The sequence below is a fragment of the Opitutaceae bacterium TAV5 genome (assembly GCA_000242935.3).
Taxonomy (GTDB): Bacteria; Verrucomicrobiota; Verrucomicrobiia; order Opitutales; family Opitutaceae; genus Geminisphaera.
In genome coordinates, this window is sequence record CP007053.1 from 5,094,137 (window position 1) to 5,120,723 (window position 26,587).

The 26,587-nt window shown below is 62.9% G+C and carries 11 protein-coding genes and 1 CRISPR repeat array; of the genes, 4 read left to right on the plus strand and 7 right to left on the minus strand.

The genetic code is table 11. The features are described from left to right. Nucleotides 1–152: 152 nt before the first annotated feature. A complete protein-coding gene (locus OPIT5_21600) occupies nucleotides 153–3,356 on the plus strand; it encodes an alpha-L-rhamnosidase (GenBank protein AHF92464.1) in 3,204 nt (1,067 codons plus the stop codon). Between the two features lie 18 nt (nucleotides 3,357–3,374). Next, nucleotides 3,375–11,577: direct repeats of the CRISPR family, unit length 36 nt; unit sequence GCTTCAACGAAGCCACGCCGCGAACGGCGTGGAGTG. 258 nt (nucleotides 11,578–11,835) lie between these two features. Here the strand turns inward: OPIT5_21600 and OPIT5_21605 are convergent. From OPIT5_21605 to OPIT5_21620, 4 genes are all read right to left on the minus strand, one after another. After that, a complete protein-coding gene (locus tag OPIT5_21605) occupies nucleotides 11,836–12,126 on the minus strand; it encodes a CRISPR-associated protein Cas2 (protein AHF92465.1) in 291 nt (96 codons plus the stop codon). A gap of 172 nt (nucleotides 12,127–12,298) precedes the next feature. Continuing rightward, entirely contained in the window at nucleotides 12,299–14,347 is a 2,049-nt protein-coding gene (locus OPIT5_21610) for a CRISPR-associated protein Cas1 (GenBank protein AHF92466.1), read from the minus strand. Between the two features lie 107 nt (nucleotides 14,348–14,454). After that, a complete protein-coding gene (locus OPIT5_21615; GenBank protein AHF92467.1) occupies nucleotides 14,455–15,819 on the minus strand; it encodes a hypothetical protein in 1,365 nt (454 codons plus the stop codon). A gap of 603 nt (nucleotides 15,820–16,422) precedes the next feature. Then, nucleotides 16,423–16,740, minus strand: a complete 318-nt coding sequence (locus tag OPIT5_21620; GenBank protein AHF94584.1) for a hypothetical protein — start codon at nucleotides 16,738–16,740, stop codon at nucleotides 16,423–16,425. Nucleotide 16,741: 1 nt separating this feature from the next. On the opposite strand from OPIT5_21620, the gene OPIT5_21625 reads away from it, so the two are divergent. The 3 genes from OPIT5_21625 (at nucleotide 16,742) to OPIT5_21635 (ending at nucleotide 21,867) form a co-directional block, all read left to right on the plus strand. After that, nucleotides 16,742–17,455: an N-terminal cleavage protein gene (locus OPIT5_21625; protein AHF92468.1), complete on the plus strand. Its 714-nt coding sequence runs from the start codon at nucleotides 16,742–16,744 to the stop codon at nucleotides 17,453–17,455. A 105-nt stretch (nucleotides 17,456–17,560) separates the two neighbouring features. Next, nucleotides 17,561–18,454, plus strand: a complete 894-nt coding sequence (locus tag OPIT5_21630) for a hypothetical protein (protein AHF94585.1) — start codon at nucleotides 17,561–17,563, stop codon at nucleotides 18,452–18,454. A gap of 38 nt (nucleotides 18,455–18,492) precedes the next feature. After that, on the plus strand, nucleotides 18,493–21,867 hold the full coding sequence (locus tag OPIT5_21635) for a hypothetical protein (GenBank protein AHF92469.1): 3,375 nt from the start codon (nucleotides 18,493–18,495) through the stop codon (nucleotides 21,865–21,867). A 74-nt stretch (nucleotides 21,868–21,941) separates the two neighbouring features. Here the strand turns inward: OPIT5_21635 and OPIT5_21640 are convergent, their stop codons facing one another. From OPIT5_21640 to OPIT5_21650, 3 genes are all read right to left on the minus strand, one after another. After that, complete coding sequence (locus OPIT5_21640) at nucleotides 21,942–22,361, minus strand: hypothetical protein (protein AHF92470.1); 420 nt, start codon at nucleotides 22,359–22,361, stop codon at nucleotides 21,942–21,944. A gap of 75 nt (nucleotides 22,362–22,436) precedes the next feature. Then, entirely contained in the window at nucleotides 22,437–23,399 is a 963-nt protein-coding gene (locus OPIT5_21645; GenBank protein AHF92471.1) for a hypothetical protein, read from the minus strand. Next, a complete protein-coding gene (locus tag OPIT5_21650; protein AHF92472.1) occupies nucleotides 23,392–26,460 on the minus strand; it encodes a CRISPR-associated protein Cas3 in 3,069 nt (1,022 codons plus the stop codon). Before OPIT5_21650 ends, OPIT5_21645 begins: the two co-directional genes overlap by 8 nt. Nucleotides 26,461–26,587: the final 127 nt, after the last annotated feature.

Sequence of the window (26,587 nt, forward strand, 5' to 3'; positions counted from 1 at the left end):
AGCCATCAGGCTTTCGGCCTTTTCGATTGCTGGTCTGATTGTGCTGGAACGGGTCTGCAAATGAAGGTGGCCGTTGTCGGCGATCTGGTAACATTTGCGGTTTTACCCGACCGGCCTTCCGGTCCCGTTTCCCGATCGCTCCCGACTATCCTATGAGTAACGACTTTTCCTTCGCTTCGGCTGCCCGCTGGATCTGGTCCGCCAGGGCCGCGCGTGCTTCCCATAATGTGGTGTGTTTCCGCCGCGAGTTCGATGTTGCCGGAAACAACGCGGTGGCAGCGACCACGGAGGGCCGGTTATGGATCACGGCGGATTCGCGCTACGAGGTGTTCCTCAACGGAGTCTGGCTCGGCAGCGGGCCGGCGCGTTCGTGGTCGTCGCCGTGGCCGGTGGATCCGTACGAGCTGCGCGGCGCATTCCGGCCGGGCCGCAACGTCCTTGCGGTGCTCGTGCAGCATTTCGGGATCGGCACGTTCCAGTATCTGCATGCGGAACCGGGCTTGCTCGCACAGATCGACTGGCGCGACGCCGCAGGGAAACACCGGATCGTGACGGAGGGGGGCGGGAGCGGCGAGGGCCGGAATGCAGGCGCGCACACATGGCGTGCGCAACCGCACGACGGCTTCGCCTGGCCGGTGCCGCGGATCAGTTGCATGCAGCCGTGGGAAGAGCAGGTGGACGCGCGCGCCTTTCCGCACGACTGGGCGTCCCCGGAGTTCGACGCCGCCGCGGCGGACTGGCCGGAGGCGGTCGCCTTGCGCGCCGCAGGCGAGGGGACGCACGCGGCCTTCGTGCTGCGTGACATCCCGCAACTCACGCGCGAGCCGGTGGACGCCGTGCGCGTGCGGTCCGTGGAGGCGGTGCGAACCGCGCGCTACGTATGGAACCTCAATCCGCGCGATTTTCTCAACGCTGCCGACAAGACGGCCAACGTCCCGCGCGGCCGCATGCTTCTGCTCACACACCTTTTCAGCGAACGCGCGCAGGCGGTGCAGTTTCACCAGCCGCACCCGCGCCCGTTTCGCCCGTGGACGCTCAACGGCAAGCCGCTGGCGTTCGACGATCACACGTTGCAGCTCACCGACACCGGCGTGGCCCATGCGCGGCTCCGCGCCGGCTGGAACACGCTCATGGTCACGCTGCCGGAGCGGGATCATTACTGGTGGACGGTGATCAGCGTGTGGACGGCACAGCCGGTGCAGTGGGCGGCGTGGCCCGCGGATGCGGGCCGGCAGTCCGCACCGCCGCGGGGCCGTAAATCCGCCGCGGCGGACGCCACGGCGAAGGAAAAGGTTGCTTCCACGCCTTGGCTGGCGATCGGGCCGTTTCGCGACACGCTGGCGCCGGAGCCCGTGACCGGCAGCGAACAACAGTTTGTCGACGCGGATGCCTCCGCGATCCTGCCCGGCGCCACGGCGGCGCGGTTCGAGGAAATCCGTGTGCGCGGCGCCCTGCGCGACGACGAGGCGCGCGAGCCCTGGGTGCGTCCGCTGACGTCGGACATGGTTGCCGGGACCGATGTGTATGCGCTCTGCGCTTCCGAACGCGTGGTGCCCGGCGTCGTGCCGCGCACGGAAAACCTGTCGGCGTTGCTCAACGACACCGCCGACCGGGCAACGGTCTGGCCGGCGGCGGATGCGGACGCACGCGCGCATGCCGACGGCGGAGACACCGGCACCGGCGTGCGCCTGCTGCTCGACTTCGGCCGCGAGGTTGTCGGCTGGCACGAGTTCGAGATCGACGCGCCGGCCGGCACGATCATCGACAACCACAACTTCGAGTTCATCCAGCCCGACGGCCGCTTCAACCTCGCCGAGACGATGAACAATTCCTTCCGCTACGTCTGCCGCGAAGGCGTGCAGCGTTACCGCACCCTCGTGCGGCGCGGGTTTCAGTATTCGTGGTTCACGCTGCGTGCCTTCTCGCGGCCGGTGCACATCCGCCACATCCGCGTGCTCATGGGCACGTATCCGCAGGCTCGCCAGGGAGCGTTCGCCTGTTCCGACCCCACGCTCGAACGCATCTGGGAAGCCGGCGCGCATTCCGTGCGCTGTTGTTCGGAGGACACGTACACGGATTGCCCGAGTTTCGAGCAGACCTTCTGGGTGGGCGACGGGCGCAACGAGGCGCTCGTCGATCTCGTGGCCAACGGCGACCCGCGTCTCAGCGCGCACTCGTGGCTGCTGGCGGCGCAGAGTCTCGAGCGCTCCGACCTCGTCGAAAGCCAGGTGCCGAGCGCGTGGGAAAACATCCTGCCCGCCTGGAGTTTTTTATGGATGCGCTGGGCCGAGGAACATTTCCGCCTGACGGGCGACCGTGTCCTTGCCCGCGACATGGTCCGCTGGCTCGACCGCAACGTGGACGGCATCGAGCATTATCTCAGCCCGCGCGGTCTCCTGAAGATCCGCGCCTGGAACATGTTTGACTGGGCCGCGCTCGACACGCCGCCGGGCGGCGAAATCACGCACCTCAACTGCCTCGCCGTCCTCGGCCTGCGTCAGGGCGCCGCGCTCGCCCGCGAACTCGGCCGCGAGGCCGTTGCGCAGGTCCGGCGCTGGACGGCGCTTGCCGACCGGATCGCCGCCGCCGTCAACGGGCATCTCTGGGATGCGAAGCGCCGCGCCTACATCGATTGCATCCGCCCGGACGGCACGCGTTCGACGGTCTTCAGCCAGCAAACCCATACCGCCGCGTACATCGCGGAGGTGCCGACGCCATCGCGCCTGAAGCGCACCCGCGAGATCATGGCGAGCGCGCCGGAAGGGTTTGTGAAGGCGGGCAGCCCCTTCTTCATGTTCTTCGTGCTCGAGGGGCTCGCCCGCGAAGGACGCGGCGACGAACTCGTGTCGCTGATTCGCGATTACTGGGGCAAGCAGACCGATGCCGGGGCGACGACCTTTTGGGAAATGTATCACGCCGACCGTCCGCGCATGACGCGGAGCCATTGCCACGGCTGGTCGGCTGCGCCGACGTATTTTCTGAGCGCGTACGTGCTCGGTGTGCAGCCGGCGAAGCCCGGCTACGAGGTGGTGCGCATCGCGCCGCAGCCGGGCGGACTGGGCCGGGCGCGCGGCCGCGTGCCGACCCCACGCGGCGTGGTGGAGGTTTCCTGGCAGTTCACCGGCGCGGAGGATCGTACCGGTGGAAGCGCGGGAGCCGCTGCGAAGATCCGGCCCGGCAAACGGGAACGGTTCGAGTTGCGGGTCACGCTCCCGGCGGGCGTGCCGGCCGAGATCGAGTTGCCCGCCGGAGTGAAGCCGGGCAAGGGTGGCGTGACGGTGCTCGCAGGCAAAGTCCGCCAGGTCACGCCAGGGCGGCTGCGCGCGAGCGGAGAGCGGGTGCATCTGGTGGTATGACGAAGCCGCAGGACGCTTGTCTCAACGGAGCCACGCCGCGAACGGCGTGGAGTGAGAGTCCGCCTTGTTGAACACGGGAAGAACCGAACCTCCTTCAACGAAGCCACGCCGCGAACGGCGTGGAGTGGCGACTGCCTGACGAGGCATCTCGCCTGGCGGCGGAACCTTCAACGAAGCCACGCCGCGAACGGCGTGGAGTGGTTCAGGCTGTCGCGGCGGAATATCGGGTTGACGTTTAGCTTCAACGAAGCCACGCCGCGAACGGCGTGGAGTGGCCGAAATAGCTGCCGACCGTCTCAATTGACCCGTCTTGCTTCAACGAAGCCACGCCGCGAACGGCGTGGAGTGAGTTTACGATCCCTGGGATGTGATCAACTGGCGCATAGCTTCAACGAAGCCACGCCGCGAACGGCGTGGAGTGATTCCGCAATGCGTATCAGCGAACCCCTGACAGGACAGCTTCAACGAAGCCACGCCGCGAACGGCGTGGAGTGCTTTGCGAGAGCGCGTAAGGCCGTTTTGAATACGATGCTTCAACGAAGCCACGCCGCGAACGGCGTGGAGTGAACCCGCGAAGCCGGCAACCCGGTCACGTAGCCACTGGCTTCAACGAAGCCACGCCGCGAACGGCGTGGAGTGGAGCCAATAAAAAACCCGCCGCCGGAACTGGTTGTTGCTTCAACGAAGCCACGCCGCGAACGGCGTGGAGTGGGTACTGGCGCAACAACTACAAGGCTTCCCCCCTGGCTTCAACGAAGCCACGCCGCGAACGGCGTGGAGTGCTGGCAAGGAATTTGTTCAGTGCGTCAAATGGATCGCTTCAACGAAGCCACGCCGCGAACGGCGTGGAGTGAAGGTTTCTTTGGCTGGTTGAAGGACAAAATAAAGCTTCAACGAAGCCACGCCGCGAACGGCGTGGAGTGGAGCTTGCCGAGCGCCTGCAAGTCCCATTCGCCCATTGCTTCAACGAAGCCACGCCGCGAACGGCGTGGAGTGCCAAAATGTCGATCAGGCATTGGCCACCGGGGGAAGCTGCTTCAACGAAGCCACGCCGCGAACGGCGTGGAGTGTGATGAGGAGTTGCGCACGTTCTATTTGTACCGCAGCTTCAACGAAGCCACGCCGCGAACGGCGTGGAGTGACGGCGGTCAACGGGAGACAGCAAGAAAAAAGAGCAAACGCTTCAACGAAGCCACGCCGCGAACGGCGTGGAGTGATGCGATAAAACGCGCTTCTTCAAGCTGGCCCCGATCGCTTCAACGAAGCCACGCCGCGAACGGCGTGGAGTGTCAGTTTCGTAAAAGTCGTAATCGTCGGTAATATAAGCTTCAACGAAGCCACGCCGCGAACGGCGTGGAGTGGTCAACCGTGCGGCCCGCGCTCGCGAGTTCGCGGACGTGCTTCAACGAAGCCACGCCGCGAACGGCGTGGAGTGGGAGGCCGTCCACATGGCCTGCGCCGCCATCGCCTGGCTTCAACGAAGCCACGCCGCGAACGGCGTGGAGTGGCTTCGCGCCGCTTGTCGGCCATGCCACGCGGTTTTGCTTCAACGAAGCCACGCCGCGAACGGCGTGGAGTGACAAAACAATAAACATATTACTGCTATGTCTACCAAGCTTCAACGAAGCCACGCCGCGAACGGCGTGGAGTGACCCGGAATATATGCTGTGTGGAACGGAGAAGATTAGCTTCAACGAAGCCACGCCGCGAACGGCGTGGAGTGATTAGGGATGCGATAGCCATTATTGACTGTAGATGGCTTCAACGAAGCCACGCCGCGAACGGCGTGGAGTGATGCACTGCCGATCGGGTCGCTCAATTGCGGGTGTTTGGCTTCAACGAAGCCACGCCGCGAACGGCGTGGAGTGTCCCCGAAAAATGCGCACGGGTCCGGCCAGTTGTCGCTTCAACGAAGCCACGCCGCGAACGGCGTGGAGTGGCTGGTGACGTTAACCGGAGTACCTGACGTAAGGGGCTTCAACGAAGCCACGCCGCGAACGGCGTGGAGTGACCGCCACTGCTTCGTGGGCCGGCGGAACACTGACAGCTTCAACGAAGCCACGCCGCGAACGGCGTGGAGTGATTTCCACATATGTCCCATCTGTGTAGCGAACAATGCTTCAACGAAGCCACGCCGCGAACGGCGTGGAGTGCACACCGGCCAACGCTCCCGCATGGCTGCTCAACTGGCTTCAACGAAGCCACGCCGCGAACGGCGTGGAGTGAGTTCGGATGCCGGGGAGGCGTTGGACCCTTTCCCGCTTCAACGAAGCCACGCCGCGAACGGCGTGGAGTGATGGGAAAAGGCTGCAATGGAAGCGCAATCTGAACTGGCTTCAACGAAGCCACGCCGCGAACGGCGTGGAGTGAGATAGCCAGTTGCTGGCTTCCCTTCAGCGCGTCCCGCTTCAACGAAGCCACGCCGCGAACGGCGTGGAGTGGCGAAGGGATGACAACAACGTCGCGTTGCAATTGTGGCTTCAACGAAGCCACGCCGCGAACGGCGTGGAGTGGAGATAGCCAGTTGCTGGCTTCCCTTCAGCGCGTCCCGCTTCAACGAAGCCACGCCGCGAACGGCGTGGAGTGCTCCGGACAAACCGGAGGGGGTCAGTGCTGATCGGCTTCAACGAAGCCACGCCGCGAACGGCGTGGAGTGGTGGCCTTCACTTCACCGTCAGTGATTGCCATGTTGTAGCTTCAACGAAGCCACGCCGCGAACGGCGTGGAGTGCTGGCGTGGGCTGACCGCAAATGAAAGAGGATTCCTCGGCTTCAACGAAGCCACGCCGCGAACGGCGTGGAGTGAACCGCCACTGCTTCGTGGGCCGGCGGAACACTGACAGCTTCAACGAAGCCACGCCGCGAACGGCGTGGAGTGGCGGAAAATCCGTAACGCCCTTATCAAAATTGACCGGCTTCAACGAAGCCACGCCGCGAACGGCGTGGAGTGGCCTCGCGGATGGGTCACCCGCCGGTGAATATTCTGAGCTTCAACGAAGCCACGCCGCGAACGGCGTGGAGTGATTTCCTCCACGACGGATTCGGTCTGGAAGTCGGAGCTTCAACGAAGCCACGCCGCGAACGGCGTGGAGTGCAAGGACGCGATGGAAGGGGATGGCGGGATTGATAGGCTTCAACGAAGCCACGCCGCGAACGGCGTGGAGTGGGAAAAGAATGCGCAGGCTACTCAGCCACAGTCTGCGCTTCAACGAAGCCACGCCGCGAACGGCGTGGAGTGATGATCGCATAAAGGCTATTCAGGCCGATAATCCCGGCTTCAACGAAGCCACGCCGCGAACGGCGTGGAGTGACCCTCGCCGGATACAGCCCCGCGCGCGGTATTGGCTTCAACGAAGCCACGCCGCGAACGGCGTGGAGTGACCCCCACGGATACAAATGCGATTTGTAGTGTGTGCTTCAACGAAGCCACGCCGCGAACGGCGTGGAGTGAAAATTCCGGCGGCGTATGCGGCTAACTGGCAATAGCTTCAACGAAGCCACGCCGCGAACGGCGTGGAGTGTTGCGTTTGTAAAACGGTTAACTTCGTCCGACACAAGCTTCAACGAAGCCACGCCGCGAACGGCGTGGAGTGCCGCGAGGCGGCGGGAGAGTATTGGTAGACAGGTTTGCTTCAACGAAGCCACGCCGCGAACGGCGTGGAGTGACAGCCTGTGTCGTTGACTGTTGCGATTTCATAAAGCTTCAACGAAGCCACGCCGCGAACGGCGTGGAGTGGTAGCCCCCCCAAGGGGGCTCCGGCCCCCCGTCACGCTTCAACGAAGCCACGCCGCGAACGGCGTGGAGTGGAAAGTGAGGGTAACATGAGAACAAAGGTCGGAAGTGCTTCAACGAAGCCACGCCGCGAACGGCGTGGAGTGGTGAACATACTATACTGGTTGCGGAGTCTCCAATATGCTTCAACGAAGCCACGCCGCGAACGGCGTGGAGTGTCGACGTAAAAATTCGCGTAATCATTACCATTCTCTGCTTCAACGAAGCCACGCCGCGAACGGCGTGGAGTGCTGCCGTGGAATCCCACCAACCTTTTCCCACCGCATGCTTCAACGAAGCCACGCCGCGAACGGCGTGGAGTGACGCTTAATTTTGCGCATATCGATCAGGGTGCCGTTGCTTCAACGAAGCCACGCCGCGAACGGCGTGGAGTGATCCCTCCCGGCCGTTGCCGGGCTTCTGCATCGATGCTTCAACGAAGCCACGCCGCGAACGGCGTGGAGTGAACGTGACCTTGCCTCAGCCATCGACCACGTCACTTGCTTCAACGAAGCCACGCCGCGAACGGCGTGGAGTGGTGCAGACCGTCCGCGGCTACATCGCGGGCTGTTCGCGGCTTCAACGAAGCCACGCCGCGAACGGCGTGGAGTGCCCTCCTGACGGTGGGAAAGGGCCTTCGTGATCCCGCTTCAACGAAGCCACGCCGCGAACGGCGTGGAGTGGCCAACTGGACCGTGACCGCCACTCTCTACAGCTAGCTTCAACGAAGCCACGCCGCGAACGGCGTGGAGTGTCGCATCCGGAATTTCAGTACGCCTCATCATCAACGCTTCAACGAAGCCACGCCGCGAACGGCGTGGAGTGCGCCGAAATGTACTCGTCGTGGGTGCAGGCGGCGCGCTTCAACGAAGCCACGCCGCGAACGGCGTGGAGTGGGATGATTTTGGTGAAGAAAAACATCCGACGATGCTTCAACGAAGCCACGCCGCGAACGGCGTGGAGTGCTACGCCCCATATCCTAAACCCCACTGTATCAGTGCTTCAACGAAGCCACGCCGCGAACGGCGTGGAGTGCGTCCCCGGCGCTCTTACCGACGCCATCGGAACGTTTGCTTCAACGAAGCCACGCCGCGAACGGCGTGGAGTGGCCGCGACCGCCTCCGCTGACGGTATTCTGGGTATTTGCTTCAACGAAGCCACGCCGCGAACGGCGTGGAGTGTTGACGGAATTTCAGGAATTTATTTCCGGAATGCGTGCTTCAACGAAGCCACGCCGCGAACGGCGTGGAGTGCTATCCCATTTCATCCAAAGATATTAGGGGGCTGACTGGCTTCAACGAAGCCACGCCGCGAACGGCGTGGAGTGGAAAATAGACCGGCCATTTCTAACCGAAGAGTTTGTCCGCTTCAACGAAGCCACGCCGCGAACGGCGTGGAGTGCCGAGCAAGCCCCCCGGATTGCGCCGGAATCATCGTAGCTTCAACGAAGCCACGCCGCGAACGGCGTGGAGTGACCGGGAAGCTGGCGCTGGCCCTGCGCGCCGACGAGCTTCAACGAAGCCACGCCGCGAACGGCGTGGAGTGGCGCAGATCGAGGCCACGCGACAGGCGTACAAGGCTGCTTCAACGAAGCCACGCCGCGAACGGCGTGGAGTGACAAATGAGGATGCGAAGTAATTTCCAGGAGCGAACAGCTTCAACGAAGCCACGCCGCGAACGGCGTGGAGTGGGAGAGGGCTGAAGACTATATTGCTATCGCCGGTAAGCTTCAACGAAGCCACGCCGCGAACGGCGTGGAGTGCTGTTTATGCGGCGGTTGATGTAAACAAAGGAATCGTGCTTCAACGAAGCCACGCCGCGAACGGCGTGGAGTGATAGCCAAAGTTTTTTTGAAACGCGGGAAAATGAATCGCTTCAACGAAGCCACGCCGCGAACGGCGTGGAGTGACGGCAGCAGGCTCACCTGCAGGCTCCCATCGGACTTGCTTCAACGAAGCCACGCCGCGAACGGCGTGGAGTGATGATGAGTACCATCATGATTTATGCGGTACAAATAGCTTCAACGAAGCCACGCCGCGAACGGCGTGGAGTGACCTCTTGGCGTTGGACTTCGTGTTTATTGTGCGTCGTCGCTTCAACGAAGCCACGCCGCGAACGGCGTGGAGTGGGGTCACACTGGTCTCGCCGCGACGGTGGCTGATCTCGCTTCAACGAAGCCACGCCGCGAACGGCGTGGAGTGCCGGATGTATTGAGCCGTGGTTCCGGACGGGCTGTTGCTTCAACGAAGCCACGCCGCGAACGGCGTGGAGTGGGCCGACCCCGAGGCCGCGCACGAGTGTGACATTTGCTTCAACGAAGCCACGCCGCGAACGGCGTGGAGTGGGCGCAGATCGAGGCCACGCGACAGGCGTACAAGACTGCTTCAACGAAGCCACGCCGCGAACGGCGTGGAGTGGCCCCAGGCGCTTCCGCTCGGACCGGAGCCAGTTCCCAGCTTCAACGAAGCCACGCCGCGAACGGCGTGGAGTGTAGGCTGTCATCTGCCGGTCGATGTTCGCCAACATCTGGCTTCAACGAAGCCACGCCGCGAACGGCGTGGAGTGCAGGCTTACCGGCTTGGCCAACTGGAGGAGGAAATCTGCTTCAACGAAGCCACGCCGCGAACGGCGTGGAGTGGCGGCATCACCAAGTCGAACGCGGCGCGGTATTCCTTGCTTCAACGAAGCCACGCCGCGAACGGCGTGGAGTGGAGCTGTCGAAATACTTCCAGGACAGGGGCGTCAAGCTTCAACGAAGCCACGCCGCGAACGGCGTGGAGTGCTCCTGACGGTGAACAGGTCGGCCTGACGTTCCCGAAGCTTCAACGAAGCCACGCCGCGAACGGCGTGGAGTGATCGAAGAACTTTCAAAATCAACCGATCCCCTTGACGCTTCAACGAAGCCACGCCGCGAACGGCGTGGAGTGTCCGTTTGTTGCATGTGCGCCGTCCCCTTGCAGCCATGCTTCAACGAAGCCACGCCGCGAACGGCGTGGAGTGAACATGGACCAGCTTGTGAAGCCGGTCCACACGATCGGCTTCAACGAAGCCACGCCGCGAACGGCGTGGAGTGGAGCCGTTGTAAACAAACGCAATGACAGATTCGCGCTTCAACGAAGCCACGCCGCGAACGGCGTGGAGTGATCCGCGCACCGAAGGAGCAGTCAGCAAAGAGCAGCTTGGCTTCAACGAAGCCACGCCGCGAACGGCGTGGAGTGGTGGCGTACTTATGACGCAATACAGGACACGGCTGGCTTCAACGAAGCCACGCCGCGAACGGCGTGGAGTGCTTGCCAAGACGGCAAGTGAATGGTGTTCCGACCGGCTTCAACGAAGCCACGCCGCGAACGGCGTGGAGTGGCTCTTCGAGCGCTACGCACAGAAGCAACGTCAGTAACGCTTCAACGAAGCCACGCCGCGAACGGCGTGGAGTGGCCAGCTGATGGAAGCGGGGACGCTCGATCCGCGACTGGCTTCAACGAAGCCACGCCGCGAACGGCGTGGAGTGGTGCCCCACCCGTTTCATGTCTCCATCCCTCGCGCCGGGCTTCAACGAAGCCACGCCGCGAACGGCGTGGAGTGGGGAAACTCATGCGCCGGCTCGCCCAGGAGCGTGTCAGGCTTCAACGAAGCCACGCCGCGAACGGCGTGGAGTGGTTGCAGGTGTTCACGAATCTGCGCCAGAGGGCCATCGCTTCAACGAAGCCACGCCGCGAACGGCGTGGAGTGACGCTCGGGAACGACGGTTACAACTCCATCGTCAAGGCTTCAACGAAGCCACGCCGCGAACGGCGTGGAGTGCCGTGCGATCTACCTGAAAATGCGGATCGCTAAATGGGGCTTCAACGAAGCCACGCCGCGAACGGCGTGGAGTGCAGCACGTCGAACTGGAGAGCACGAAGGCGTGCGCCGCTTCAACGAAGCCACGCCGCGAACGGCGTGGAGTGGAGCGTAAACTGATACGGCGAGATGCGCAGCGAGTTGCTTCAACGAAGCCACGCCGCGAACGGCGTGGAGTGCAACTGGCAGCGGAGTTTGGAGCAATTTTCTTACGAGCTTCAACGAAGCCACGCCGCGAACGGCGTGGAGTGAGCTTGGCGCCGATCAGCGTGACAAAGGCCGCCGTGCTTCAACGAAGCCACGCCGCGAACGGCGTGGAGTGTTCGCCGCCTACAGCGAACTGGGCAACTTTGCTACGCTTCAACGAAGCCACGCCGCGAACGGCGTGGAGTGCTCGATGGAGATCATCAGCACCCATCGCGGCTCCGCGCTTCAACGAAGCCACGCCGCGAACGGCGTGGAGTGGCGGCCATGTCCGCCGCCAGCTCTGCCGGGCGGGAAAGCTTCAACGAAGCCACGCCGCGAACGGCGTGGAGTGCGGCCGCAGGGACGCCGCTGACGGTGAAGTCGCTGTGCTTCAACGAAGCCACGCCGCGAACGGCGTGGAGTGAGCACCTACCCAAGTAGCGCTTCCACAAAGTGCAAGACTGCACTTTGCGAGCGGGTAGGTAAAGGCGGGTATGCTTCTACGACGATTGTCATCCTGTTTTTTATAAACCGTTTCTAATCAAGGTGCGAGCGGAGCAGGCGGAAAGAGTGACCATCTTGCCGCTCGCGCGCTCGCTGTCAAAAAACTGCCGGGAACTATTCCGATCCCTGAATCCATGTCCTGTCGGGTTTCGTATCTCCGGTCCGGGCCGAGTCGGGTTTACACGACAAAACAGGGCGCATCAAAATGGTGATACGCTTGTCCTAGCGATGTAATTTCCCGGTCACCCCGGCTCTCCGTCGGGCCCAGACCGATAAACAATACCTGGTCCTCCGTGTGATGGATCGTGTTTTTCAGTTTCGCCTCCAGCTCCACTTTCTCCGTAGCATTCAGATCACACTCGAAAACCGAATACTGCAGGTGATTGCCGTAATCCTGACAGATGCGGAATACGTGGCGCAGGCGTTTCGCATCCGAAATGTCGTAACTGACAATGTAGGTGTGGCGCATGGCGTTTGCTGGTTCGTGCCCGCAAATACGGACAACTCTCAAAAGCTGGCAAACTCCGGCTCGTTTGTCACGGCGTTACTTACCGGGATTCTACACGCCATGGCGCAGCGCCGTTGCGATGAGTTCCTTCTTTTATCGATCGGTGCGCGCCGGAGAACCGCCTCGGCCGACGCTATCTCGTCGTAAACGGCACGTAGGCGGCAATCTCTCCGGTCAGCGCCTTGGCCAGCAACCGGGCCTGCAGCTCCAGCGCGCGCCGGTAACTCACCTTGTAATCAAAAACCGGATGCGTGATCGTCGAACGCATGCGTTGTTCATACGCGTTGAAAAACTGCTTCCTGCCTGCCGGACTCAGGTTCACTGCGTCTCCGGCGCGCACGAAATCGGAGGGGCCGATCATGCGGGTGTTGATCAACGTCAACACGACCGAATCGGCGACAATGGGACGAAACTCCTCCATGAGATCGAGCGCCAGCGCGGGGCGTCCGAATCGCGGCTGGTGATAAAAACCGACATATGGATCGAAACCGACCGCATGGGCGGCGCTGGTGCAATCCTTGGCCAGGATGCTGTAGGCGAGCGACAGCAACGCGTTGACTGCGTCGCGTGGCGGCCGGCGATTGCGGCGCGTGAAATCAAACCTGAAAAACTCCTGGCCGGGTGTGTCTCGCCGGCCATTACGGCGGCGTCCGCCTCCGGACGCAGCAGGCAGCGGGTCTCCGGCTGTGGAGGCAGGCCCGGTTCCGGAGAGGCTGCCGTCAGCGATGGCGTCGAGTATGTCATCTCCGGTGGTTTTGATCATGCCGGAAAAATCCTGGAAATACGCGAGGGCGGCGGCGCCTTCGATGCCGAGCAGTTCTTCAATGGTTTCGGCTGATGCGGCGGCGCTGATGGCGTGCTGGAGACGACCGAGAGTGGAGGCCGGGGGCATGGCATGGTTGCGCATGAGCAGGGTGCGCTGGTTGCGGATTTTCCCCTGCACGAAGAGGCGCGCGATACGCAGCGCGACACCGGGAGTATCTGCGACGCGGAACTGGGCGATGCGCGTGAAAACATTTTTCAGGCTGGGACCGCGCGTCCAGGCGCGAAGGGTGCCGGCGGCGGTGAAATAACTGACGGCGATGTCGCGTTCGGCGAGTTCGTTGAGCAACGCGGTAGAGATCGTCGCGGAACCGAAAATGGCGACATGACTGAGGTCTTTAATGCGGAATTCGTTTACCAGTTCGCCCTTTTCCCGGATCTGGATGAGTTCGCTTTTCTTGCCGAGGCTGGTGCCGGGCGTGGTGATGTAGAGTTCGCGTTCGTCATCGCGCGCAGCGACGAGACGGCGGGCCGTGGCGGGATCGGCGGCAGGTAATGCCGACGGTCCGGCGCCGCTGTTTGCGGGTCGGGGCGGAGCAAAGTCGCGATCGAAGGGGAAGGCGTCCTGGATGGCGGGGGCGTCTTCGTCGTCAGGGTGGGCGGGGGCTTCGCGCAGGAGGCGCGTTTCATCGGGGAGGCAGATGGTGACGAGCGAGCAGCGGGGGCACTTGGGCGAATCGGCGAGCGGCGGCGGGATGGGGCCGGTCATGCAGCGCCGGGCGGCGGCGATCTGCGCGTGTATCCAGTTTTCCAGCTCGGTGGTGACAAGAAGGGGCACGCGCTGTTTGGTGGCACGGTAGTAGATGATGCCTTCGTCGCAGGCGTAGCCCTGGTCGCGCAGGATGAGGCACTGGAGGCCGAGTTGCATACGGTCGGCGTCCCAGATTTCGGGACCGGTTTCTCCCTCGCGCGGGGAGCCGATCTTGTAGTCCACGGGGGTGACGCGGAGCGGGGCGAGGAGGTCGCCGGGCGTGCCGTCGTCGGGGGCGGGCGGACGGACTTCGATGAGGTCCATCTTGGCGATGACGCCGAGGCGGTCGGACGCGAGGGAAACGGAGCGGGTGTGGATGACGTCGGGCGTCTCCTTTTCTTCCTTCGGCGAGTCGGCTGACGGGGCGTCGTCCGTTTCGGGTCCGGGGGTGGCGGGCGGGAGAGCGCCTTTGCCGGCATCGACACGTTTGTGAAGGGCGGCGCCGCGGCGGGTGTCGGCGTTGTGCTCGAAGACACTTTCGACGTATTCGTAATAAAAGAGACGCGGGCAATAGACGAACTCGTTGAGCATGCGCGCCTGGAGAGGTTCCTCTTGCGGAGTGTCTCCTCCGGACGGGCGGATGGAAGCATCGGAAGCGGGCGAGGGCATGTAATGACTGTAAAACGATTTTTTTCATGTTAGCTATGAAAAACAAACCGAAGAACAGAAAATAGTCCGGGCAGCGGTCAGCCTGCGGTCTTGCCGATTCGCGGGATTTACAGATCGGAGACAAGCGCGATAAAGGTGCGTTTGGCCTTGTGTGTCGTGCGAAGGCGGTTCAGCAGCGCAGTCCATTCGGCGGATTGGCTGAGGCGGAGGTGGAGATCCCGGATCTTTTTCAGCAAGGTGACGGCCGTCCGGTAGGCCTCCTTGCCCGTCCGGGAGATGTGCGACTCGGCTTCTCGCAGGTAGAGGGGGATGGCAGCGGCTGGATGGGTTTTGGCGCGGGCGGCGGCGAGTTCCAGCCAGAGGTCGGAGGGGAGGCGCTGGTCTTGCGCGGCGAGCCAGGCGGTTTCGACATCTTTTTCCCAAAGGTGGATACGGACAAGGGAGGCGGACAGGGCGGCGGTCCAGAAGGCGTGCGGGTGAACGTTTTTGCGCGGGGGTTCTTCGCGGGCGATTTTGGTGCGCAGGTAATCGAGGGCGCGTCCGCGCCAGGCCGGCCAGGCGGCGGCGCGTTTGGCGTGCCGTTTGAGGAGTTGGTAGTTTTCGAGGGTGGGGTGCGATTCGAAGGGACGCCAGACGAGGGCGAGGGCGTCGTCATGGCGACGACGGCGGTGATACTCGTCGGCAAGGAAAGCGAGCAGGCGGGAATCGGTGTCGCGGGGAAAGGCCCGGAGCCCGCGTTCGGCCCAGTCGAGGGCATCGTCGGTGCGGCTGGCCTCGCGGTAAATTTCAGCGATTTGCAGATAGTCCCACGCGTACGAAAGATTTTTGGCCTTGATGGCGACCAGGGCATCGATGTCATCGCTGGCGCGGGCGAGGGATTCCATGATGCCTGTAATGCGGTAACGACTACCCTTGTAGCCTTCGTGGTCTCCGGGTTTGTGGGCGGGAAGTTTTGCCCAGGCGGCTTCGGCCAGGCGGCGATATGCGGCGTGGCCGGCGGCGCCGAGGACGTCGGCATAGATTTCGGCGGCGTTGTGAAACACCCCCCATCCGTCGTGCGTTTCCCACGCGAACAGACGGGCGGCGAGAGCTTCGGGATCGGGGCGCGCAATGTTGCAGGCGGCGAGGTGGAGGTCCTGCAACTCGTCGAGAACGGAGCCGATTTCACCGTCAGAGTCATCGGCTTCGGCAAGGACGTTTTCGACGCGGGTGAGAGTGTGTTCGGCGAGATCCATGACGACGGCGGCCTGTGAGGGATCTTCGTCAAGAATCTCCTGTAAGGGGGCAACCGCCTCACGCACGTTTTCGGCGAAGCCGGAGGCTTCGTGGTAGTCGATGAACCCGCGGGTGCGGGTGGCGCGGTCGATGGCCTTGCGGTAGACGGAGAGGTCGATGCCTCTGGCCGTGGCGCGGGCGGCGAGGCGGACGAGCTTTTCACGCAGGCGAGTGTCGCGGACGGCGGTTTCCAGCAAAAAATCGGCGAGAACACCGGCGGGTTGCTGAAGCAGCCAGGGGCGGAGATCGTCGATCGTTACCAGCTCGACGCTTGCAGTGCTCCGGACGGCACGTTTTCCGGATGACTGGCGGGTGTCGTTTTTGCCTGCGTCGAGCCAGGCGAGGCACGTCGCCACCGTGTGTTTGCAGAATGCTCCGTCCAGCCCGAGCGGGCAGGAGCAACGGTGGACGAGATGGCCGTCCTCGGCCGAAAGCCTGACGGTATAATCGTGCGTTCCGCTGACGACGGCCGTTACGGTGTTCCCGTGCTGGACGAGGGACTGGACGAGACCGTTGGCAAAATAGTCTTCGCCCCGTTCATAAAAAACATCTCCGGCCAGATGCCGGACCTGGCGGAGTGAGAGACGGAGGGAAAGGTCGGATGCGGCGGCCATGAGCGAAAAAGTGCAACGGACGGCACAACGAGATGGGCGCTCCCGCAAGCGGGATTACTGCCGAAGCAAATCCTGACGCCCCGGACAAGGATCTCTGAACCGGATTTCGGACTGCGTGCTCGTCTGTTGCGAGGGAGGACCTTGGCGATTTCCCGGCGGACGGCAACGATGAAGACCAACCGTGCGTCAGGTGCCGGTCTTCTTCTTGCGGGCGGCTCGTTTTTGTTGCAGCCACTCCTGAAATTCTGGGTCCTTTCGTCCGACGGCATACTCCTCCTCGTGAAACCGCCGGACGTCCGCGGTGATGAGCTGGCGGATATAATCGCTCAGATGCTTGATGCCACGTGCTTCCATAATCGCTTCCACGTCGGCCAGCAAGGGCTCGGGGAGGCGTGCATTGATCTGTGGACGGAGAGACATCGTGCCCGCTGACGATAGGCACGCCAGGTGGCGCGACATGATCAAAATGTCGACTTGGAGAAGATTTGTCTTGAATTGTCGCACATTGGAAGACATAAGTCGATCCCTGATGAACCAATCCCCTCGTTGTTCCTCTGCTTTCACCCTCGTCGAGCTTCTGACCGTCATCGCGATCATCGGCATTCTGGCCGGCATTCTCATCCCGACAGTCGGCAAGGTTCGCGAATCGGCGCGGGCGGCCCGATGCGGTTCCAACCAGCGTCAGATAGCCGTCGCGATCCTTCTCGCAGCCCAGGAGCAACGGGATGTGTTTCCGCCTGCCCTGAACGAAACGAACACATCCTGGGCATCCACCTTGCAGCCGTATTTCGGGAACAAGGAATCGCATCTGCTGGTGTGCCCGTCGCGCTCGTTCGATCCGCCGGCGGCCTCCGAATACTGGCGCTCCAGTTATTCGCTCAACCCGATCATCATGGTCGATCTCGCCAACGAAACGCCACGCCGTGTCCTGGTGTCCGCCGTCCAGCGTCCTACGGAAGTCATTCTCGTGGCGGACGGAGGCCAGCAGGCGCATGGCGGCGCGCACGCCCGCTTTTGGCAGGTCGATACCACGGGGACCAAAACGGCGCCTGTCGAATCGGCTGATAACGTGATCAATGACGGGCCGGATACCGATGATGGCACGGCCTGCTTCCGTTTCCGGCACGGCGGGCGCGTCAACGTCGCCTTTGCCGACGGTCATGTCAGGGCCTTCGCCAAGGGCACGATCCGCCAACGGAATCTCCATATTTCGTATTGATATAAAAACTACGGAGAATCCGTTTTTCCGAGCACGACCGTTCTTGTCTCTTTCACTCCAACCCAACCCATGAATACCACAACCTCCGCATCGCGAATCCTTCGCATGTTTGCACTCCCGGTCCTGACCGCGGGCATTTGTCTCACGGACACGGCCCGCGCAGCCGTCATCCTCGAAGAAACCTTCCCCGTCAACCAGCGTCTGGCGCAGGACTGGCCCGCCACCTCGACCTGGTATGCAACGGGTATCGGAAGCTCGACCACGGCAGTGAACGACGACATTTCCGGTTCGCTGAAACTCTCGATCAACAATACATGGAATGCGCTCACGTATTTCACGGAGGCGGACAAACCGGTCTCCCTTGGCGTGGGCGATTCTCTGAAACTTACCCTGAACTTCGAGGTGCAGACCAAGGCCACGCCGGGCGACAACACCCTGCGGATCGCGCTGCTGAATTCGGGTGGCAACCGCATCACCGGCGACCTGGGGACATCCTCCTCGGCGACGTTTCAGAACTACACGGGTTATTACGTGAACGTCCGTCCCACGCTGCCGACGGACACTTCGGCGACCTTTGGGCTGGCGAAGCGAAACAAGCCCGGCGGGAGTAACTTTCTTTTGTCCGAAGCCTACAATTCCATTGCACCCTCCAGCGGTTCAGGCGCGCCTGCCTCGGCGGAAAATTCGCTGGCTTCCGGCATCAACTACACCTTCGAAGTCGTCTATACCCGCACTTCGGAAAACACGCTCAACGTCTCAGTGGTGATGAGCGGCGCGGGGCTGGACAACTACACCTACGCATTCAACGACATATCCTCCCCGTTCACGGCTTTCGACACGTTCGCCATCGGCTCGACCAACGGCACGACGCTCGACAGCGTGACGCTCCACAGCCTGAGTATCACATTGACTTCGATCCCCGAACCGGGCGCGACGGGCGCCGTCCTGGGTGGTGGCGGGCTGGTTGCCTTCCTGCTCATTCGTCGTCGCCGTTCCTGAACATATCCCCCGGACTCGTCCCGGTTTACTCTCTCCTCATGCGCTTCACCCGTTCTGTTTCCCGCCTGTTTCGCCATCTCCATCTCCTTGCACTCGTTGCCGCCACGCTGGCGGCGGCGACCGGGCAGCCGCCCGACGTGTCGAATCTCTCACTACGCGCGACCGGCGCTTTCCGGTTCGACGACCTCGACTTCGTGCTGGTGCATTTTACCCCGGAATGGTCGCAGACCGCACAGGGACGCGCTCGCGCGGAATCCGGTTATCCGCGCCGGGAGGGAACCACATGGGAAACGCGCGGCACGCTCTCCATCCGTGGAAGCGCCGCGCCGCTTTCCTTTCGTCAGCGGGTGACGCCGCTCGACAGCCAATCCTTCCGCGCCGATTACCTCGCCACACATCCCGAAGGCGCGCCGACGCAGGAGCTGGCCTTGCAGGTGACGCTTCCACTGGAGCTGGTGGCCGGGAAAACCGTGGTGCTTGACGGCACGCCTCATGTCCTGCCGCCGGAGTTCGGAGGCCGGACAGTGCTTCTCGAACCAGCGGCGAGGGCGCGCACATTGAGCCTGCCCTCGGCGACGGGCACGATCGAGATCAGCGGCGTCTTCGGTCTGCTCGTGCAGGACCAGCGTGAGTGGAAGCAGGAAGCCTATACCGTGCGCATCCGGTTTCCGCTGCCGGAAAAACGGCTCCGGCAGGCCGGGCTGGAAGTCAGTCTGCGCCACGCTCCCTGGCGCAGCACGCCCGTCTCGCTGCAGGCACAGGCCAATCGCGGTTTCCACGACGAGGTTCCGGGTGACAGCCAAGGAGGCTGGACAGATCAGGGACCGGCCAACGATCTGGCGGGAATGACGCCGGGAAAACTGAACGCCGCCGGAGTGACGTTCGACATCATCGACCCGGCTGCCAATGACGGGCGCGCCGCGCTGGTGCTGGGCCGGCCGGGTCGGGACGGCGTGCCGCAGGCAGCGACGATTCCCGTGTCGGGCAGACCGGTCTGGCGCAATCTTTACCTGTTGCACGCCGGAGCCTGGCTGCCGGCGGATGGCCAGCCTGTGGGCGCCCTGCGCATCCGCTATGCCGACGGCTCCGAAAGCGCGCACGAGGTGCGGGCGAATCGCGATGCAGGCAACTGGTGGTCGCCCGTCACCCTGGCCAACGGGGCCGTGGGCTGGACAGGCGAAAACGCCAGTTGTCCGGTGGTGGGCCTGTATGTTTCCCGTTTCCCGCTGGAGGAAAAACCGGTGACCGGGGTGGCGCTGGAAGGCGCGGGCACGTCGTTGTGGATGATCGCGGGGATGAGCGGTTCGCCCGACGATCTCGTGCCGTTCCGACCGGCGGTGCCGCTGGTGATCACGCCGGGGGAGGAGTGGGCGGCATGGGAACACTCGGTGGAGATAGAGCCGGGCGGTGTATTCGACTTTTCATTTCTCGCCGACGCGCCCGCGGGCAAACACGGTCCGCTCGTCGCCACGCCTCCCGGTCATTTCGAATTTGCCGGCAGGCCGGGCGAGCGCGTGCGCCTGTGGGGCGTAAACCTGTGTTTCTCGGCCAACTACCTGGAACCCGATGAAGCCGAACGGCTGGCGGCGCGCCTCGCGGCCTCGGGTTACAACACGGTGCGTTTCCACCACTACGACCGCGATCTGGTGGCGAAGGGGAAACGTTCGCATGATTTCGAACCGGCGCAGCTCGAAAGACTCGATGTCCTCTTCGCCGCCATGAAGCGCCACGGCCTTTATGTGAACATCGACCTGTTTACACTGCGCGGCTTCGGCGCGGACGAGGTGGCGGCGATGGGTATCGATCCGGCAGACGATATCCGGAATCAGTTCAAGGCATTGGTGCCAATATCGGAAGAGGCGTTCACGATCTGGAAAAGGTTCGCCGAACGTTTGCTCTCGCACAGGAATCCGCACACCGGCCTGACCTGGGCGGAAGACCCGGCGCTGATCGGCATATGCCCTGTGAACGAGGATACGCTGGCGGCTTGGGTCGATCGTGTGCCGACGATCAGGCAACGCTACGAGGAAGCGTTCTCCGCATGGTGGAAGAACGCCTCCAGCCGCGAAAAAACCGGCGGTGACCGCGAGACCGGCTTCAACCTGTTCCTGCACGAGCGACAGATCGCGTCCGACGCGCGTATGCACGCCTTTCTTCGGTCGCTGGGGGTGACGGCGCTGCTCACGGGCGCGAATTTTCACAACACGCAGGCGCTCGCCTTTGTCCGGGAGCATTACGACTACGTGGACAATCACCAGTATTGGGATCACCCGCAGTTTCCGGAGAAACGGTGGGCGCTGCCGTTCGGTTTCTCGCAAGGCAGCGCGGTGCGCGCCGCCGCACAGACTCCGCGCGGACTGATGCCGGCCCGCCTCTGGGGGAAACCCTATGTCGTATCGGAGTTCAACTACGTCCGGCCCAACCGCTACCGAGCCGAAGGCGGCGTGCTTATGCCGGCCTATGCGAGCCTTCAGGACTGGGACGGGATTTATAATTTCGAATACGCATCGAGCCGCGCCTCCGCGGTAGCCGGCGGAGTGACGGGCACGTTTGCCATCGCCGACGATCCGGTGGGGCTGCTTGCGGATCGGGTCGGGGCGCTCCTTTTTCGCCGCGGTGATATCGCGCCGGCGAAGCATGCCATCGGCTATGCGGTGCAGGCGCCCGGTGCATTCGGTGCGAGGGAACGCGATTTCCCCGCGATATTTTCCCGGCTCGGGCTGGTCGCCCGCATCGGTTCGGGGACCGGAACGCCGGACGATGAACTGGCCAACCACGGACTGGATGCGGTCGTGACCGCTCCGGATACAGTGTCTCCGGAAACCGCCGGGGGGCGCATCTATCGGGCGGACGAGGCGCTGGCCCGGCGACTGGAGACCGCGGGCGTGTTGCCGCCGGGATCAATCGACGGGACCGGGACGCGGTTTGTGAGCGACACCGGCCAGATCGAACTGCGCCCGAAGGAAGGGGCGATGAAAGTCGTGACGGAGCGCAGCGAACTGGTCGCCCTTCCCGCCGGTCAGGAGATCGAAGGCGCACGAGTGACGGTGAAAAACGGAAAAACCTTCGGAACGGTATCGGTGGTCTCGATTGACGGGAAACCGCTGGCGGAAAGCGGCCGGTTGCTGGTCATGCACCTGACGGACGCGTTGCCGACGGGTATGCGTTTCGCCCATCAGGACCGGCGGTTACTGGAAGCGCGGGGACGGGCGCCGCATCTTGTGGAGGCGGGTGACGTGGAAATCGGACTTCGGCTCGATGCCTCCAGGGCGTGGCGTGGTTGGGTGGTAGATGCGACCGGCAAACGCCAGCGCGAGACGACGCTGGTTCGTCAGGGTGACGCATGGGTGCTGTCGGCACGGACGGTGACGGATAAAGGGACCCACTTTGCCTACGAGATCACGACGGAGTAAGACAGAGGGATGTGATGGCGCGTAGTACAGGGTGGCGGTGAGTTGCAGGAGACGCAGGCAATCGCGATCGATGATCAGGGCAAGTTTTTCGCCTCGGGGTATTGTTCGGGCGGGGTGCCTTGGGTCGCGACGACTTTTTTGAAAGGCCTTTTGGCAGAGGACTCCTTGATCGCGGTGCAGGTGACGAGGAAAAACCAGTCGTCGCCGTAATCGAAGTGGAAGATCATTTTCCGGCGAGGGCGGAAGACTTCGGAGAGGCGGGTTTTCTTTACGCCGGGGTTGTCGTCGTCCTCGCCGATGTCGGCGAAGAGCGTGTAGCATTCCTTGCTGCGGTAGGGGCGCTTGAGGTTGTCGCAAAACTGGAAGGCGTGATCAAAGTCGAAGCCGACTGCTTTGATGATGAACTCGGCGAGGGCGTAGAGCGATTGGTCGCCGCCGACCGCGAGTTCGGCAGTGAAGTCGTCGTATTGGATTTTGAAGTGGAATTCCTGCATGGGAGGCGGTGTTGAACAAGTGGCAGATTAGATGGAGGGGGGCGAAAAGACCGAGGTCGAAGTGGGCGGAGTGGGTCATGCACCAACAGGAATCGCAGGAGTGAAGTTTCTGAATTTGCCGTCATTTGGATTGATACGCTGGCTACGGAGCACGGCGACTACCCCGGTTGGCGACAAAGTGGCCAATTCAAGGCTTGGATTCGCCAGTTCAGGGGATGCGAGCAGGGATTGGCAGACGTCGATGCCGATGGGTGCATTCCAAATCGGCCATGTCCAAAAGGTATCGTTGCTTTTTTTGCCCACGAATCCGGTTGTCGCTAATTGCGTGGAGGTTGGCATAGTTGGGAACAGCGGCAGCGCTTCAATAGCGAGGCTGTTGGCCCCACGGACAACGGTTGTCTTGTCTGTAGCTGGATTGGCCCACCTCAAGGCGTAACGGCGATCGTCTTCCGGGTCCCACCGTAGGGAAAACTCTTCGTCCCGAAATTCCCAAGGTCCGAACAATGTTTCATGTAGATTCTCGCGTGTAGTATTTTGGGCGATACTCCTGACCATATCCAAAAATCCGGGCTTTTTCTCAGGCCGTCCGTTTTTGTCGGTCTCGTTTTTGAACACGCGAACGAACCTGAAGGCGGAGTCCTCCGTCCATCTATTTTCGTCAATCGGAACCGAGGCACCGAAGGCGGCGACGAATGCGGCCCAATTCGGTCTGTTCCCGGAAAACCAATGTTCAATGGCTTGCGTCGCGTAGTGATGAAAAGCCTTTTCCGGCATCTTGATGTTTTTCGCAACCGTGAATGCCGGGGAGTCGGCTTGCGCGCGGAGATATTTGTCCAGCCCCTCCACCAGGGATTCGGGCGTGGTATCGTACGGCGCGTGCAGGATTGGCCGCCAAGTCCCGCCGGCAGGTGCCCAGCTTAAACCTATACGGGCGGTGTGGACGTGTTGGGCCACGCGAAATGCTCCGAGCGCCGCGAGAAAACCCAAGGGGCTCGCGCCGTTGATGCCGGTGAGGGGTATCTGTCGGGTGTTAGTCATGGTTCGACGCAATGGTGGCTGCGGCGGCGCTGGCCTGCTGGTCGGCAAGCCGCAGCGCGGTTTCGAGGTAGGCGAGGCCCCACCAGCCGAGATGCCGGGTCAGGTGCCAGAAGCGTTCGGCCACACCGGAATCAAGACGATGAGGCGGACAAGCTAGGCGCTCCTCGCCGCTCAGGTGGATCCGAGTCGTGTTATGTGTCACTTCGACCGATGGCGGAGAATCATCCGGCACCCATGGCGCGAATGGGCGCGCATGGCCGTGGTGACTGGCGATCAGATGGAGAGCGAGTGCGCGTTGCAGCGCATCCGCAGGCAAGTGGGGCGTGGCGGCGGGCGTTTCCGCCAACTGCACGGAAAGCAGTTCGTGTCGGAACCCCTTGGGAAGTTCCGCGCGACGGAGCGCAGTCTCGTAGGCGGCTGCAGTTTCGGGGAGCTTTTCCGACTTGGCGAGCAGGATGGGCTGTGCCCAGGCGAGCGAGCGCGTGCCATTGAGCAGCATCGCCTGGAAGCGTTCGTCCGCTTTGCCCCAGTCGTGGATCATGGCGGCCGAGGTGAGCGCGGCTTGCCACGGAGAAAGGGACAGTTGCGCGAGCGTTTGTCGGGTTGCGGCAAGCACATCGTTCAGATGTGCGGCAAGGGGAAGCGGCGCGGCAATCGTCGTTTTGGAGAGCATGTCTTCGCCGTCGTCCTCGGCGATGTTCGGCGCACTGTCGGCTTTTAGTTCCGGCACGCGGTGGTGAGTGACGAGAACAACACCTTTCTCGTCGGGATAGGGTGTCCACCCGAGGCCATTTTTTCGTTCGGCGAGTGCTTTGAACGCGGGAACAGCCGGGTGGTTTTCGGGGAGTTCGGCGGAGGCGGTGGTGAGGGTGGCGCGCAGTTCCGCTTTGCTCCAGTCGCGGTTGGCGTCCGCGGCCCATTCGAGGAGTCGGGCAAGAGCGGAGTCCTTGGCGGGCGTGGGGAAAAACTCGGAGCGCAGGCGAATGACTTGGCGTTGTTTGATTTGGCGGAAGGCTCGTTCGGCTTGATCGACAGATTCGGCTGTGGCTCCCGGCAGATGGCCGAGTTCGTTTCGTCCCCAGCCGCCGTCCGCGGGGCGGAGGACCACGGTGTCGCCGGGGCGAAGATCGGTCGGCTGCTCCAGCTTGCGGCTATCGCGCAGGCCGCGCCAGATGATCGCGATTTTATTCTCGGGAGCATGGGCAATGTCGGGGGCTTCCGGCTGTGCGGTGCCGAGGATATCGCCGCCATCTGGGTTGCTTCCGCCGAAAAACCAATTGCTGAACTCATGCAGCGGGATGGAGAGGCATTCGACGGAACTGGGGGGGCAAAGGGAGATCGTATCGAGCCAATCGGCGAGGCGGATATTGGGGGCAGTGTCCGGCAGGTCGGAGCGCCAACAAATTTGCACATCGACCGCGCTTCGTCCCGGCCCATGGATGAACAGGGCGGGCTCGGGTTGGGGCGTTGGTTCCGGGCTGGTTTGAGTCCATGCATCCAGATAAGCGGGCAGAAGGACTGGAGCAGCCGGGGCCGGGGAGAGCAGACGACCGAATGCCTCATCGGCCGGGCCTGTTTGGCGAAGCGCGGAGACATGGGCGTCCATCGCCTTCAGGCCAAAGTCGATGACGCCGTCGTGCGCGTGGGCGGAGAGCCAATTCCACGTTCGGCCCAGCGCGGTTCCGTAGATGGGGTCTTGGGCCTTGGCGTTGGTGTCGAGGTCGGCGCTTTCCGGAAAAATCTGATCCGCGCGTATGACGATGGTAGCCCGGGCGGCGATGGGGCGTCCGCCACGATTCAGGCGGCCGAAGCGTTGACGCAGCGCATCGAAGCTGGCGCATTCGGTGACCAAGGCGTCGAAATCAAAGTCCGCGCCGACTTCGAGGCATTGTGTGGCGACAACGATACGCAGACGGGATTCCCCTGTAGCGGGTGCGGCGGCGTCGGGATGGCGGGTTTTGAGTCTGGCGCGGAGGACGCCGGTGATGCCGTCGCGGTCAAAGGGCCGCATGCGGCCAATCAGCAGGGTGATTTGTCCTGGGGCGAAGTGCTTGGTGAGCAAATCCTCGACCTTGCGGGCGACGGCGACGCGATTGACCAGGATGGCGATCGAGCGCGGGGCCGGGTCTTGTTTGGAAAGACTGAGGGTTTCCTCGGCGAGCTTGGCGGCGAGGACATCGAGTGCCTTGGCTCCGCTGGCCTTGTCAGCGATCACCAGTTTGGCGGGTTTGGAGGCGTTTAATCGTGTGGCCAGAACGGGGTTCCGGCTATCGGCTTCCGAAAGACGGAGGATGTCGGTCTCTGTGGTGTCGGTCGGCGGAGTCGCCGTCATTTGGAGAAACGCGAAGGGCGTACGCACGGTGTGGTGCGATGCGGCGTCGGGTTTGCCCGGCTGGGCGCTGCCATGATCCCGAAAGGCTTTGATTGCATTCAGGGTTTGGGCGAAGGGGCGGCTGATGTGGGCTTCATCGAGCAGGATCAGGCTGTCGTGCGCGACGAGCGCGGCGTGGACCGGGCGCATCGAGGCGCTCACGCCGTAACCGCGAAACAGGAGCCGCGAACCGACTTGATCCACGGTCGAGGCGACGATCAGCGGTTGGGTGAGCGAGCGTGCCCAGCTTTGGTCGCGGTAGATGCCGCCGCGAAGCTGCACGCTTTCCAGTGGCGAGCTGGAGCCAGCATTGATGGAACGCAGGGCCGAGGCGACGTGGGCGACAGTGGGCTGGTCGTCGCGGGGTTCGCGCAACGCCGCCGCGATGGTACGGGCTCGTTCGTGGGCTTCGTCCACGATGACGCGGCGGTTGACCACGTAAAAGATGCGGCGGCCCACGGTGCGCTCACCCGCTGGCAGATGGGCCTGCGCGGCGAGGGCGAACACGGCCGCATCCAGCGCGGCGGTTTTTCCGCTGCCGGTGGGCACGGAAAGAAAGCGGGGCCAATCGCCCGAGCAGGCGCGCCGGGCGAGTTCAATCTGCCAGGGGAACGGATCGTAGCCGTAAATCTCGCGGAAGAATGCGTTGAAATCGGCGGCGACCAGCGTCGGGGCGGCGGGTAAATTCATCACGAACGAGATTGGCTGAGGGGTTTGCAGAGGCCGTAGCCACGATAGCGGCCGGCTCCGAGGATGACCGGTGAGAGTCGGGGAAAGGGTTGAAAAGGGTGGAAGCGGGGCGATTACGTCTGAAACG

Bases quoted from the DNA above. Each gene is read 5' to 3' on its own strand.
- OPIT5_21600 (AHF92464.1), top strand. From the start codon at position 153: ATGAGTAACGACTTTTCCTTCGCTTCGGCTGCCCGCTGGATCTGGTCC.
- OPIT5_21630 (AHF94585.1), top strand. From the start codon at position 17,561: ATGTTTGCACTCCCGGTCCTGACCGCGGGCATTTGTCTCACGGACACG.
- OPIT5_21610 (AHF92466.1), bottom strand. From the start codon at position 14,347: ATGCCCTCGCCCGCTTCCGATGCTTCCATCCGCCCGTCCGGAGGAGAC.
- OPIT5_21635 (AHF92469.1), top strand. From the start codon at position 18,493: ATGCGCTTCACCCGTTCTGTTTCCCGCCTGTTTCGCCATCTCCATCTC.
- OPIT5_21640 (AHF92470.1), bottom strand. From the start codon at position 22,361: ATGCAGGAATTCCACTTCAAAATCCAATACGACGACTTCACTGCCGAA.
- OPIT5_21645 (AHF92471.1), bottom strand. From the start codon at position 23,399: ATGACTAACACCCGACAGATACCCCTCACCGGCATCAACGGCGCGAGC.
- OPIT5_21650 (AHF92472.1), bottom strand. From the start codon at position 26,460: ATGAATTTACCCGCCGCCCCGACGCTGGTCGCCGCCGATTTCAACGCA.
- OPIT5_21605 (AHF92465.1), bottom strand. From the start codon at position 12,126: ATGCGCCACACCTACATTGTCAGTTACGACATTTCGGATGCGAAACGC.